This window comes from Shewanella sp. ANA-3 (genome assembly GCF_000203935.1).
Classification (GTDB): Bacteria; Pseudomonadota; Gammaproteobacteria; order Enterobacterales; family Shewanellaceae; genus Shewanella.
This window is the reverse complement of sequence record NC_008577.1, coordinates 988,811-1,002,955: the sequence shown is the minus strand read 5'-3', so window position 1 is coordinate 1,002,955 and position 14,145 is coordinate 988,811. Positions and strand designations below refer to the sequence as shown.

Below are 14,145 nucleotides of genomic sequence, written 5' to 3'. Positions count from 1 at the left end.
TAGTCGCACACCTTTTTAGCCGTAAAAGTAAGTGGTCATGGAGGAATATGAATTTTAGCTATCGCACTGTCGTGACGTTACTGGGCGTGATCATTTGCGCGAGCCTTATCAGGCTCGCGCTTTTCGCTATTCCTGAAAAAGCGCAGCCCACACTAACGACCAAAGATATTCGCCAAGATCTCTATATTCTGTTCGACCAAATTGAGCAACACTCGGCATTTTACGCACTGGATCCACAAGCTAATGAGCAGCGGCTCAAACGACTGGCGGGATTAATCACAGAACAATATCAAGATGTTGTGCCAAAAGAGCGCTTCGCCGCCGAGCTCACTAAGCTACTTAATACTTTAAAAGACCCAGGGACACAGGTTGCGAAAGTCGAAAATAGCAGCGGTGAACTGCCCTTAACGCTCAGGCCTGTCAACGAGCAATGGCTCGCCTTGGACAGCAAAAATAACCCCATCAGCGCCGATTTTCCCTTTATCACTCATATAGATGGCATCCCATTAAGCAAATGGATTTCGGCCAGCCAAGCCTACTTATCAGAGCCAGCGAAAAACAGCCAAGAGATGCAGCTGATTTGGCTCAAGCGACTCAATTTATTGCGGGAGGACTTAGGCTTAAGTATCAAACCCCATGTGCTTATCAGCTTGATTAATGACGATTTGCAGACCACGCAAGTGACTATCGCCCTGCCGCAACCATCGAAAACTATAGTTAAACCGATTGAGGATGAGACTGAACTGAGTTTTGAAAGCCTGATCACCCAACTCGATAATTTGGCCCCGACGGCGCCAATCAGGCCTGATTATTCATTGGAGCAGATTAATCAGGCGACTGCACGACTCAAGATTGATGATCTCTATGGCTTTGAACTCGATAAGAGACAACAGGACGCCCTACGCCAAGGCATGGAGCAACCATTATTGATAGTCGATTTAAGGCAAGCGAGGGGCTTTAGCCCTAAATTACTGACCATGTTGTCGCGTTATCAAGATGTCCCTCAAAATGCGACGCCCTATACCTCAGCCATGACACAAATTATGGGTTTTGCCCATTATCGCCGCTCGCCAGAACTGAGGAATGATTATTTAAGGCCCCTAAATTTTAGGCCGCTCGAGGCACTTGAACTCAGCTCGCCTCGGCTTAAGGTGCTAACGAGGCGTCTGCCAAGCATAGATGAAAGCCGATTCAGCCCTTGGTTTGTCCGCACAAAACCCGAAGTTTTAGCCGAAGGCAATAATCGCCTTGCGCTACTTGTCAGCCCTTTGTGTAAACAGGAATGCGAGTGGATAGCTTACCGCACTAAAGCTTGGTCGAGAGTGAATCTGATTGGGGAGAAAACCTCAGGAGATTTTGCCAGACAATATCAACTCACCTTACCTAACAGTGATTTAGATGTTCGTTTTAGCAGCTCACTCACCTATGACGCCTCGGGCGAGCTGCTTTCAGGAAAAGGCACTGAGCCGGATATTTGGCTGCCACAGAACAACGATATTGAATGGCAGGGACTGGTCAGTTTAGTGCGCGCTGCGAAACCGAAATCCATAGACACGCCCCTCGGTTCTCAACCTAAGTTAGCGCAAGCCAATTAACAAAAAAGCCAGCAATCAGCTGGCTTTTCGATTAACACTCTAAGGTATCAAGCTTACTTCTTCTCGCTCGCTTTTGAGTTCATCACAGAACCAAACACTATGCCTTGTTTGTTCACATCGAAGCTCATTTGCACGCGCATATTGTAATCTTTCAGCATTTGCAGCTCTTCAGGAATCGGCTCGCCAGTCAGTTCTAACAGGGTCAGCACCGGGGTAAACATCTTACCGTAATCAGCCGACATGCTGTAAAGCCCATTGGCCAATGGCTTCTCGCCAGCCAGTTTGTTGGCTAATGCTAAGCCTTTATCGCCAGAGTAAACCACTAAGTGTTGTCCCTTAATTGCCAGCATCGGCTTGATGTTCATCTCAGGTGGCAACATTAACAGTGGTGATAAGTCGGTAGGCTCGCCATTATCCGCAACTTGCAGTTCAGCTAACATTGGAGCAAAAGGTTTCACCATATTGAACAGCATTGAAGGATTATCAGCCGTTAAGCTCACTAAGGCATCTAAGCTTTCAAGCTTTGGCTCTTGGTCTTGTGTGCTCATCTTATAATCGAGCAATGACAGGCTCACACCTTTAACCCCATTAGCCATGCCAGTAAACATACCTAACATCGCAGGGCTCTGTTGGCTTAACTCTGCTTGCAACTCGGCAAGCGGCGCGCAGGTTAACTGCGGCTTTTGCAGGTCATCCCAGATCGCCGTCAGTGAAGGCGCAACTTCGTTAACGTCAATCCCCAGCCCCATAGAGAAGATAGTGCTGTTAATATCGGCTAAGTGGGTTGGAATGTAGCCGCGCATTTTTTGCAATGCGGTTAAGATTGCCTGGTTTTTGCTTTCAACCACAAAAGAGGCAGCCATATGGCTTTCTTTTTCGGTCGAGCTAAATGCGGTTAACCCAGCCACAGTACGAGGCCAGTTAGCGGCAATGGCGGTTAGCTCAGTTTTACATTCAGGAGTGCGAATCTCAGCAAAAGGATCTTCACCTTGGCTTTCTTCTGCCATGAACTGAGTGAGCTGTTTGCCTAGCATATTGCCATCGGGAGAGGTAATCGCTTTAACAATCTCAACGTGGTTGATAAAGCTGATGCTATCTTCCATAAAACCATGGGTTTTGATGATGTCTTTCAGCATGCCTGAAGCGGCTAAGGATTGAGTCGGTTTCTTTAATCCAAAGGCCATTTCTAAGATTTCTGGCTCAATCGTTGTGCCAGACAAGGTCACAGTTAAGATGCCATCTTTATGGGCAAATAACAGGTCAACCTTCTCAGTAGAACCTTCTTCGGCGAGTGAATAAGCGCGATAATCAACGCCCGCTAAGGTGCGCTTTTCATGGGTGAAGCCGCTGTCTTTCTCGGCTTTATCCAAGACGGCCCAAAATGCATCGATTTGATCCACATTGGTTTTAAGAACAGGGATCACGCCTAAGGTGTAGAAAAAAGGCTCGACTTCATTTGGTAAACCAAAGGTCTTAAGCAATTGGGTTGGATTTTTTATCCCATCCATATACTGCGTATAGATGCTGACAAAAAACTTGGCCATAGGGCTATCTAATTCGCCTAATTCGGCCAACGAATCTGTTGAATATTGCTGGTAATTGCCAGAAATAGATTGCAGGTAGTTTTTCAGTGGGAAAGGTTTTAACTGACCTGAAAATACTGGGGTGTCGGCAGGGATATAATCAAGCAAAGGATTGGCCGAAGCACTCGAGCTAGTTCCATGCTGAGTGTACCAATAAGCACCTGCTCCCGCTGCAATAATTGCCGCAGCAATAACAATCTTCTTCATCTAAAACTCCATTTAATAACCGTCAAAGTGACAAAAATAATACCGAAAGCACTCACCTTCGGTATTTAAATACTGACCTGTTGTCATTCCTTTTTACACGCATCATGGCAAACCAACATCCGACACAAGCTAAAAATTAGCGAGGGGAATAGCCAAAGGACTGAGTGTATTTGAAGGGGAAATTCGTGCGTTAATTTACCATTAATTAACCTAGGATGCGAATCAAGCTGCGCAATTAAGGCAAATTCGCTTGGCAAACTAAATGAAATTTACATTCAGAGCCTAATTCATCTTGAGGATAAAGTTCATATTAACGATAAAGCGCATGGCATATTAATAAGACGAAAGTTATCGCCTTATTTATCCGTTAATCGGCCTGATGAACACGGTTAAGAGTCACTTCCCCTAACTGGCGCATTTGCTTACGGATCCAAGCGGAGCGCTGCTCAACATAGGGTGAAGGCGGCGAGACTTTATAACGCCAAGGATTAGGCAATACCGCCGCTAATAATGACGCCTCATAACGGGTTAATTTGGCGGCACTCTTACCAAAATAATGTTTCGATGCGGCTTCGGCGCCATATATTCCGGGGCCGAATTCGACGATATTCAGATACACTTCGAGTATGCGCGACTTATCCCAAATCAATTCCATTAATAGGGTAAACCAGGCCTCAATTCCCTTGCGGATAAAACTGCGGCTCGACCACATAAACAGGTTTTTCGCCGCTTGCTGACTTAAGGTACTCGCACCACGAACCTTGTTGCCCTTTTGATTGTATTCAATGGCCGAACTTATCGCGGCTAAATCAAACCCCGTGTGGCTGGCAAACTTTTGATCCTCTGCGGCAATCACGGCTAATTGTAATTCAGGGGAGATTTGCTCGAGTGAGCGCCATTGATGTCGCACTTCTGTCACTGGTGCGGGCGGGAATAATGCCCGTTCAATCCGCCAAGTCCACATCGGCGGGTCAATAAAACGCAGTAGCACCACGCTTAAAATGGAGGCGAGTAATAAGCCTAAGATGAGTTTAACGAGCCAAGCGACTATTCGCTTAAGGCCACGCGCTTTGGGCTTTTGTGCTGGACGATTAGATTTATTCCCTTGAGGACGATTGACATGATCGCGCATGGCATACATAGGGGCGGTCATCCAGTAATCCTCATCAATAATTCCATCAAAGGGGCCATATGCGGCGGCATTAGCCACTCAGCATAAAATAGCACAGTGTAAGTTGATGATAATATTGTCATAAACAGCGCCAAAAACCGAGCTGAATTGATGAATTAACGAAATAAACGATGTTAACTATGTTGACTCAACCTCGGCAGCTTTGACCACAGCTGACCGAGGTGAAATGGGCAGATTAACGAGGGCTAGCAAGTCAATCAAACTGCTTGATACTCGCGGCGGCGAGCAAGGTCTTTTGGAAGTGCGACTGTTTTCCGTCTCGTTATATCGTTACACAGCAAACTAAGCCCATAAATAACGATATTCAACAACTTAACTTGGCAAAATACCGACTAGGGCATATCTGCGCAGTAAACTCCCTCAAAACCATCTACGGGAACTTTGTAATATAGCTCAGAACATTTTAATGTGCATAACTCTGTGAGTAAAAATGTACAAAAATTTTGTCGTTGGTGAAAAAGACTTAACTAACTCTATGAAAATAAACTTTATCTGACTTTAATGACGCCAGAATGACACTCAAAATACTTTAACGGCCAAACCGCTGCAAAATTAAGCAAAGTATTCTTTTGGCGGCATAAAATAAAAAATGCCACAGGGAATACTGTGGCATTTATCTATTAAATCAGATAGATGGTTATATTTCGTAATGCAAACCGCATTCGCGTTTTAAGCCATTAAAGCGGGTTTCTTCTTCAGTCATCCCTAATTCTAAGGGTTTACTCGAGTGGGTATCCCCAACAGAAACATAACCTTGATCCCATAGAGGATGGTAAGGCAAGTCAAATTGCGTCAGATACAGATGCACATCTTTGTTCGACCACTCGATAATCGGCAACAACTTAAAGCGAGTGCCATGGATAGCCAATATCGGTAACTCTTCGCGTGTGCTCGACTGGCTGCGGCGTAGTCCCGCGAACCAAGTACCTACTTCAAGTTCCGCCAAAGCACGTTGCATCGGCTCCACTTTATTCAGTCGATTGTAACGCTCGAGCCCATCTAAGCCCTGCTCCCACAACTTGCCAAAACGCGCCTCCTGCCATGCCGAGGTCATTGGCGCTTGGTAAACCTTGAGGTTTAAGGATAAACGCTCGGTAAGCTGGTCAATAAACTGATATGTCTCAGGAAAGAGATAGCCAGTATCCGTTAAGATAACCGGAATATCCGATTGCACCTGACTCACCATATGCAGCATCACCGCCGCCTGGATCCCAAAACTGGATGACAGCGCGTGATTACCCGGCAGATAGGCTAAGCCCCAGAGCACTCGCTCTTGAGCCGTCAATCCGGCCAAGAAGCGATTAATGCGCTCCAGTTCCGCTTGCTGCACATCCTTAGGCGCCGTCAGCAGCGCTTTAAGTTCGCTGTGACTTACCACGCTCTGCAACGCGTTCGGCAAGCCAGAACCCGTTACCCCAGAATCAAGATCAGCCATGGAAATCCTTAGCGGCATCGATAACCGCCTTCACCACGCCCGTGCGGACGGTGAAGTTACCAAAGGTTTCGCCTGCATTACGCTCAACCGCGTAGCGGGCAAATAATGCATCCAATTCAGCAAGGATCTCAGCCTCTTGGATATTCTCTCTGTACATCTTATTCAGACGAGTACCTTCGAAGTTCGCCCCGAGATACAGGTTATAGCGACCCGGCGCCTTACCCACTAAGCCGATTTCGGCGGCAAATGGACGGGCGCAACCATTTGGACAGCCGGTCATACGCACCACAATGGCTTGATCGCTAATGCCATTTTTAGCCTGCAGCGCATCGATATGGTCAATAAACTCAGGGAAATAACGCTCAGCTTCCGCCATCGCCAATGGACAGGTTGGCAAGGCCACACAGGCAATCGAATGACCGCGGGTTTGGGTCAGCACTTGGCCGAGTAAACCGTGTTTACGGGCAAGGCCTTCGATGGTCGCTTTATCTTCAGGCGCCACACCAGCAATAATCATATTCTGGTTTGAGGTCATGCGGAAATCGCCCTTGTGGATCTTCGCGATTTCACGCATACCTGTTTGCAAACTCTTACCGGGCACATCTTTAATGCGGCCGCTTTCGATAAACAGGGTTAAATGCCACTTACCATCGACACCTTCGACCCAGCCGTAACGATCGCCGCGATCGCCAATCACCACATCACGCTTAGGCTCAAATTTGACGCCAGCACGGGCTTCCACTTCGGCCTTAAACTTCTCATAACCATGGTCAACGATAGTGTATTTAAGGCGTGAACGTTTACGGTTGGTACGATTACCCCAGTCACGCTGCACTGTCATCACGGCTTCGGCAAACTTCATCACATCTTCAGTTTTGATAAAACCAAAGTCATCGGCCAAGCGCGGGAAGGTTTCGACTTCACCGTGGGTCGAGCCCATGCCGCCGCCAGCGGTCAGGTTAAAACCGACTAATTCGCCATTTTCGGCCACCGCAATAAAGCCTAAGTCGTTGGTGTAGACATCAACATCGTTATCCGGCGGTACGGCAACGGCCATCTTAAACTTACGTGGCAAGTAGGTTTTGCCGTATACAGGTTCAACGGTTTCGTCTTCTGTGGTCAGTAACTTCTCTTCATCTAACCAAATCTCGGCGTAGGCACGAGTGTGGGGCAGCAGGTGATCAGACAGCTTTTTCGCGACTTCATAGGCCTGCGCATGCAGCTTAGATTCGACCGGATTCGGGTTACACATCACGTTACGGTTAACGTCACCACAGGCGGCGATAGAATCGAGTGCCTCACGGTCCAAGCCTTGAATAATGGTCTTGAGGTTACGCTTTGGAATGCCGTGGTATTGGAACGTCTGACGCGTCGTTAAACGAATGCTGTTAGAGCTGGTGAGCGTCGAGGCAATTTCATCCACGCCTAACCATTGCTTAGGCGTACACACACCGCCAGGCACGCGGGCACGTAACATAAAGCTATATAAGGGTTCGAGTTTTTGCTCTTTACGCTCGTTACGTAAATCACGGTCATCCTGCTGATAGAAGCCGTGGAATTTGATCAATTGCTGATCGCCATCGCTAAAACTGCCCGTCACCGAGGAATCTAATCCCTCTTTAATGGTGCCACGCAGATAATCACTGTCGGTCTTTAGGTATTCGTTTAATGCTAACTTTTGCTCACTCATGGCAACTGCCTCTTAAAATTCGTTCGGCGGCAGTATCTCAGTGGATACTACTCTCTATCTTTGGGATCGATTAATTAGTACACGTCTTTTTGGTAACGTTTATGACTGCGCAGAGTCTCGAAATATTCTTCCGCCGCCTCGCTCGACAGTCCGCCAAACTCCACCGCAACCGCTAATAGGGCTTGATGTACGTCTTTAGCCATACGCTCGGCATCACCACAAATATAAAGATGCGCGCCATTTTGCAGCCATTGCCACAGGGTTTGTCCCTGCTCTTTAATGCGGTGCTGCACGTAAATCTTATGAGCCTGATCGCGCGAAAATGCCACATCGATACGGGTTAAATCGCCGTTTTTCAGATACTGTTGCCACTCGGTTTGATACAGGAAGTCCTGCTCAAAGTGAGGATTACCGAAGAATAACCAGCTATCGCCCTCAGCGCCTTGCGCCACGCGTTCCTGCATAAAGGCGCGAAACGGCGCAACACCAGTGCCTGGGCCAATCATGATGACAGGCGTTTGTGGATCTTCAGGTAAACGGAAATGCTTGTTCGGTTCAACATACACTTTTACTTCGGCGCCTTCCTCTGCCGAGGCTAAGAAATGCGATGCGCCGCCAAAACGGGCTTGCCCTTGGTGCTCATCCTCCACCAAGGCCACTGTCAGATGCACTTCGGTATCGACTTCACTCTGGCTCGAAGCGATGGAGTAGAGTCTTGGCGTTAATGGGCGTAATAGCTCCACTAACTTGTTTGCATCCAGATTAGCATCGGCCTTGAGCTGATAGTTCGCCACTAAGTCTGCAAATTGATGATGTAAGATAAACTGGCGAACCTGTTCTTTATCTTCGCTAATAGCAAGCAGCTCAGGGCTTGCGGACAACTCGGCCCAGGCTTTGACTAAACCAGGATATAACTGTGTCAGCTCTTTCTTCTCGATTAAGGCTTGTTTGAGGTTGATTGACTCATTACCGACGGTCACAGTGGCATCGGCCGCTAACCCTAAGCCCGCTAAAATCTCATCGACCAAAGTTTCATTGTTGCTAAACCACACCCCAAGGGCATCACCCACTTCGTAGCGTAAGCCTGACTCGCCTAAATCGATTTCAACGTGGCGTACGTCTCGGTCTGAACCGCGTCCAGTGATCTTCTGGCTCACCAACACCTCAGCACTGTAAGGGTTTTGCTTAGTAAATTCGCTTTCGCTGGCAACTTGTGCCGAGCCGGTATCATTGAGCGCCACCACGTTAGCCGTGGTTTGAATCAGTGGCTTCACGGCGGTGAGTACATCGGCGTGCCACTGTCCGGCCGCAGCCTCATAGTCCACATCACACTCAACCAGAGGCAGCAGCGCTTTGGCGCCTAATGCCGACAGACGAGCATCGAAGTCTTTACCTGTCTGGCAGAAAAACTCATAGCTTGAATCGCCCAGCGCCAACACAGAGTAATGTAAGTTGTTTAATTGAGGTGCGCGTTTCGATGCTAAAAACTTATGTAATTCAATCGCATCATCCGGCGCTTCCCCCTCACCATGGGTACTGACCACCAGCAATAACAAGGTTTCTTGTTTAAGCTGGCGCACATTGTATTCACCCATAGAGGCTAGATTCACGCTATAGCCCTGCGCTTTTGCCTTCTCGGCCAAGGCTTTGGCAATACCACGACCATTGCCGGTTTGGCTGCCATAGAGAATGGTCACTGTCTGCGCCGCCGGTGCATCGGACACGGGCGCGAGCTGGGCTAGATTACCCGACGCATTGGCCGTTGCGGCTAAATAACCGCTCACCCAAGCAAGTTGCACCGCGTTTAATTCAGCGGTGAGTTGTTTCAGCTTTTCGACCTGCGGTTGCGACAGGGGTGAAGCCAGTGATGAAAGTTCTTTTAACAACATGAGACGGCCCTATGACAGTGTAATGTCCAGCAGATTAGCGTGGTTTTAGAAAAGCAAAAAAGAATAATATTTGATTTTTAATTCCATTTTGGAATATACAAAGTGCAAAATTTAAGCTACAAAAGTGTGCACTGGTTAAAAGTTTTTGATACGACCAGTTCAGAAACGACCAGCTTGAGCAATATGCGCTTGTGTCAAACCAAAGTATTGCCACAATGGTGACGAGCCTGCTGTACAGTACCTTCTGTTGCTCGCAAAGAAGTTTGTTTTCAAGCACAAATTTCATACCAAGATTGAATGCGCTAACTGCCACAACTGAATAAACGAGTTCATTCTTATCGCGGCCTAGCCCTACCTAGGTTTAGCTCAGGGGAAGCACTCAGGCGGAACGATTATATAAACCACCAGGGAGTAATCATGCAGATTGGAATACCGAGAGAGAGTCTCGCCGGTGAGACTCGGGTCGCCGCGACCCCTGCCACCGTCGAACAACTTAAAAAGCTCGGCTTTGAAGTTGTTGTTGAGGCCAATGCTGGCTTACTGTCTAGCTTTGACGATGCCGCTTTTGAAGCCGCTGGGGCGAAGATCACGGCAGAGGTTTGGCAAGCGGATCTGATTTTTAAGGTCAATGCACCGACCGATGCTGAAATTGCGCAAATTAAAGAAGGCGCGACCTTAATCAGCTTTATCTGGCCGGCTCAAAATGCTGAGTTGGTCGAGAAACTGTCTAAACGCAACATCAATGTGATGGCGATGGACATGGTGCCACGTATTTCCCGCGCCCAATCCCTCGATGCTCTCTCTTCTATGGCCAATATCGGCGGTTATCGCGCCGTTGTTGAAGCCGCGCACCACTTTGGCCGTTTCTTTACCGGACAAATTACTGCCGCGGGTAAGGTTCCGCCAGCCAAAGTGCTGGTGATTGGTGCCGGTGTAGCGGGTCTTGCCGCCATTGGTACCGCAGGTTCGCTAGGGGCTATCGTTCGTGCCTTCGACACACGCTTAGAAGTGGCCGAACAAATCGAATCTATGGGTGGCCAGTTCCTCAAACTGGACTTTACCAATGAAGATGGCAGCTCATCGGACGGTTACGCTAAAACCATGTCGGACGAGTTTATCGCCGCCGAAATGGCACTGTTTGCCGAGCAAGCCAAAGAAGTCGATATCATCATTACCACAGCGCTGATCCCTGGCCGCCCTGCACCTAAGCTCATTACTAAGGCGATGGTCGACAGCATGAAACCCGGCTCTGTGATTGTCGATATGGCCGCGCAAGCGGGCGGTAACTGTGAATACACTCAGCCTAGCGAGCTATTCGTGACCGAGAATGGCGTTAAAGTCATCGGCTTTACCGATCTTCCCGGCCGCCTGCCCGCGCAGTCTTCACAGCTTTACGGCACTAACTTAGTCAACCTGATGAAGTTAATGTGTAAAGAGAAAAACGGCGTCGCCAGCATCAACTTCGATGATGTGGTGATGCGCAATATGACAGTGGTCAAAGCAGGCGAAGTGACCTTCCCGCCACCGGCGATTTCGGTGTCGGCAGCGCCCGCCAAACCTGCGGCTAAGGTTGAAGCCAAAGCGGCTGAAGCCAAAAAGCCATCCAAACTTAAGTATATTCTCGCTGCCCTTGGTGCTGCGGGTTTTGCCGCGGTTGCCTCAGTTGCGCCAGCCGAGTTCTTATCCCACTTTACGGTTTTTGTCCTGTCCTGCGTGGTGGGCTATTACGTGGTGTGGAACGTATCCCACTCACTACATACGCCTTTAATGTCAGTGACTAACGCGATTTCGGGCATTATCGTGGTCGGCGCCTTGCTGCAAATTGGTCAAGGTTCAACCTTGGTCACTGTGCTGGCGTTTATTGCCGTGCTGATCGCCAGTATTAACATCTTCGGCGGTTTCACCGTCACTCAGCGCATGCTGAAGATGTTCCGTAAAGATTAAGGGGGTATAACGTGTCTCAAGGACTGGTAACTGCAGCTTACATTATTGCCGCCGTGCTCTTTATCTTCAGTCTCGCAGGATTGTCGAAGCAAGAAACGGCCAAACACGGCAATTTATTTGGTATCACAGGTATGGCCATTGCCCTACTGGCGACCATTTTTAATCCTGACACCAGCGGTGTCGCTTGGATTATTGTCGCCATGGTGATTGGTGGTGCCATCGGCGTGCGTTTAGCACTTAAAGTCGAAATGACGGAAATGCCCGAACTGGTCGCAGTACTCCACAGCTTTGTGGGTATGGCGGCGGTATTAGTGGGCTTTAACAGCTTTATCGACCTACACCCAGAGCAAGTATCGCAAGTGGTAGTGGCCGTTGGCGGAGATATCAACTCCACCTTAGCCGCAGTGCAGGATGCGCTAAGCGAAGCGGCCAAAGCCGCCGAGAAAGCCCATTTAACTGGCGCTATGCTCAACATTCACTTAGTGGAAGTGTTCCTCGGGATCTTTATCGGTGCGGTGACCTTCACGGGTTCTATCGTGGCCTTCGGTAAGTTACGCGGATTAATTTCCTCAAAACCTTTGATGTTGCCACATCGCCATAAACTGAACCTCGCAGCGGTATTGGTATCATTGGCGCTATTGGTTTACTTCGTACAAACGGGTGGCACTATGCCCGCCCTACTGTTGATGACACTTATCGCCTTCGCCTTTGGCTGGCATTTAGTGGCCTCAATCGGCGGTGCGGACATGCCAGTTGTGGTCTCTATGCTGAACTCCTACTCAGGTTGGGCGGCAGCGGCGGCGGGCTTTATGCTGTCAAACGATCTGCTGATCGTAACAGGTGCGCTCGTGGGTTCATCGGGTGCAATTCTGTCTTACATCATGTGTAAGGCGATGAACCGCTCGTTTATCTCGGTTATCGCAGGTGGATTTGGCACCGATGGTGTGGCCTCATCTGGCGATGAAGAAATGGGCGAATACCGCGAAACCAACGCCGAAGATGTGGCTGACATGCTGAAAAACGCAACTTCTGTCATCATCACCCCAGGCTATGGTATGGCAGTGGCGCAGGCGCAATATCCTGTGGCTGAAATCACTCAAAAACTGCGTGATCGCGGCGTGAAGGTACGCTTTGGTATTCACCCAGTGGCGGGTCGCTTACCAGGCCATATGAACGTACTCTTGGCTGAAGCCAAAGTGCCCTACGATATCGTGCTCGAAATGGACGAAATCAACGAGGACTTTAGCGATACCGACGTAGTACTCGTCATTGGTGCCAACGATACGGTGAACCCTGCGGCGATGGAAGATCCGGGCAGCCCAATTGCGGGCATGCCTGTGCTCGAAGTGTGGAAAGCGCAAAACGTGATTGGCTTTAAACGCTCAATGAATACAGGTTATGCGGGTGTACAAAACCCACTGTTCTTTAAAGACAATACTCAAATGCTGTTCGGCGATGCTAAGGCCAGCGTTGAGGCGATTTTAAAAGCGCTGTAATGCTTAAGTTTGCGTATTAACCATAAAGGGAGCCACTTGGCTCCCTTTATCTTTTCCCCTGCTTAGGGATGTGTTTTCACACGTTTTTAAGCCAGCTCAGCTAGTCTCTGCGCAACTTGTTTATGGTCGCCCCATTCATTGAAAGGATAGCTTGATGCTGCTTGGATTATTTATGCTGTCGGCAATTTTGATTAAAACCTCATTGCTGGGGCTCGGCTGGATATCGATTGGCATTGGCACCGGCGGTTATCTGTTTTGCCGCTATTACCGCTTTAATCTCGCCGCTTGTTTGATGCAAAAGTTTAAGCGCCTCTTTATCACAGGAGCGATATTGCACTTACTCTTGTACCTTGGGCTTATCGTTAAACTCTTCCTTATCGATAGTATTGAGGATATTCCAGCCTTCTTTATCAGCCATTTGGTGTTCCATCATGCGCTTTGTGCCCTGATCGCCGCGGCGCTGACCTTTATGGCTGTCGGCGTTTATCTTACCCAACAAAAGTTAAAACAAGCGCAGCTGTCTCCCCCATTGCAGCTTAACTAACTTAACAGTGCGAAAACGTAATCGGCGCGCCAAACCATAGAAACAAAAAAGGAGCCTGAGGCTCCTTTTTGTGGTGATGCTTATGATTATGCCGCTTTGGCAACATCAAAATTAGACAGCAGCATAACCGCAGTACGGCCTAATAGATGATTGATGGTGCGATCACCGACCAATCCTAATTCAGCAATGGCTTGCTGACGTGCTGTGCTGACCGCTCTGAAGAGGGTGATTTCATTATTCGCGCCACCACAGAGGCTGAAGAATAATCTTAACACTGCGCGGTAATGCTCTTCTTGCATCGCTTTCATCCAAGAGGCTTCTAAGGCTTCTTGGCTAGAAAAGTCGAGCGCGGCAACAAATAAATTGCCAATACGACTATCTAAACGGATTAAGAAGTCGTTTTTACGCGGAAAGTGATGACTAATACCGGTGCGGCTAATCCCCGTTGCTTCAGATAACGTGGTATAAGACATAGTCTCAAAGCCAATAGTCAAAATTTGTCTTAACGCTTCATCCATAATCTGATTTATGGTCTGCTCAGTCTGTACTCGCGAGCGCTTAGCCATAGTA

Annotated in this window: 10 protein-coding genes; 4 read left to right on the top strand and 6 right to left on the bottom strand. The window is 48.5% G+C overall.

The genetic code is table 11. From position 1 onward, the window contains the following. Positions 1 to 47: 47 nt before the first annotated feature. Positions 48 to 1,595 carry a S41 family peptidase gene (locus tag SHEWANA3_RS04500; RefSeq protein WP_011716000.1) on the top strand — a complete coding sequence of 516 codons (1,548 nt, stop codon included), beginning with the start codon at positions 48 to 50 and terminating at the stop codon, positions 1,593 to 1,595. A 53-nt stretch (positions 1,596 to 1,648) separates the two neighbouring features. On the opposite strand, the gene SHEWANA3_RS04495 is transcribed toward SHEWANA3_RS04500, so the two are convergent. The 5 genes from SHEWANA3_RS04495 to SHEWANA3_RS04475 form a co-directional block, all read right to left on the bottom strand. After that, entirely contained in the window at positions 1,649 to 3,385 is a 1,737-nt protein-coding gene (locus SHEWANA3_RS04495; RefSeq protein ID WP_011715999.1) for a hypothetical protein, read from the bottom strand. 367 nt (positions 3,386 to 3,752) lie between these two features. Further along, a complete protein-coding gene (gene mtgA / locus SHEWANA3_RS04490) occupies positions 3,753 to 4,538 on the bottom strand; it encodes a monofunctional biosynthetic peptidoglycan transglycosylase (protein ID WP_011715998.1) in 786 nt (261 codons plus the stop codon). Between the two features lie 676 nt (positions 4,539 to 5,214). Beyond that, positions 5,215 to 6,012: a phosphoadenylyl-sulfate reductase gene (locus tag SHEWANA3_RS04485; protein ID WP_011715997.1), complete on the bottom strand. Its 798-nt coding sequence runs from the start codon at positions 6,010 to 6,012 to the stop codon at positions 5,215 to 5,217. Then, positions 6,005 to 7,702: an assimilatory sulfite reductase (NADPH) hemoprotein subunit gene (cysI, locus tag SHEWANA3_RS04480; protein ID WP_011625339.1), complete on the bottom strand. Its 1,698-nt coding sequence runs from the start codon at positions 7,700 to 7,702 to the stop codon at positions 6,005 to 6,007. The genes SHEWANA3_RS04485 and cysI overlap by 8 nt, the downstream gene beginning before the upstream one ends. A 74-nt stretch (positions 7,703 to 7,776) precedes the next feature. Next, entirely contained in the window at positions 7,777 to 9,591 is a 1,815-nt protein-coding gene (locus SHEWANA3_RS04475; protein WP_011715996.1) for an assimilatory sulfite reductase (NADPH) flavoprotein subunit, read from the bottom strand. A 417-nt stretch (positions 9,592 to 10,008) separates the two neighbouring features. Between SHEWANA3_RS04475 and SHEWANA3_RS04470 the strand changes: the two genes are divergently transcribed. From SHEWANA3_RS04470 to SHEWANA3_RS04460, 3 genes are all read left to right on the top strand, one after another. Continuing rightward, a complete protein-coding gene (locus SHEWANA3_RS04470) occupies positions 10,009 to 11,535 on the top strand; it encodes a Re/Si-specific NAD(P)(+) transhydrogenase subunit alpha (RefSeq protein ID WP_011715995.1) in 1,527 nt (508 codons plus the stop codon). A gap of 11 nt (positions 11,536 to 11,546) precedes the next feature. Continuing rightward, a complete protein-coding gene (pntB, locus tag SHEWANA3_RS04465; protein ID WP_011623826.1) occupies positions 11,547 to 13,031 on the top strand; it encodes a Re/Si-specific NAD(P)(+) transhydrogenase subunit beta in 1,485 nt (494 codons plus the stop codon). Between the two features lie 154 nt (positions 13,032 to 13,185). Continuing rightward, positions 13,186 to 13,575, top strand: coding sequence for a hypothetical protein (locus SHEWANA3_RS04460; protein ID WP_011715994.1), 390 nt, complete (start codon positions 13,186 to 13,188; stop codon positions 13,573 to 13,575). Between the two features lie 86 nt (positions 13,576 to 13,661). Here the strand turns inward: SHEWANA3_RS04460 and SHEWANA3_RS04455 are convergent, their stop codons facing one another. Beyond that, positions 13,662 to 14,141 carry a TetR family transcriptional regulator gene (locus SHEWANA3_RS04455; RefSeq protein WP_011623828.1) on the bottom strand — a complete coding sequence of 160 codons (480 nt, stop codon included), beginning with the start codon at positions 14,139 to 14,141 and terminating at the stop codon, positions 13,662 to 13,664. Positions 14,142 to 14,145 lie beyond the last annotated feature (4 nt).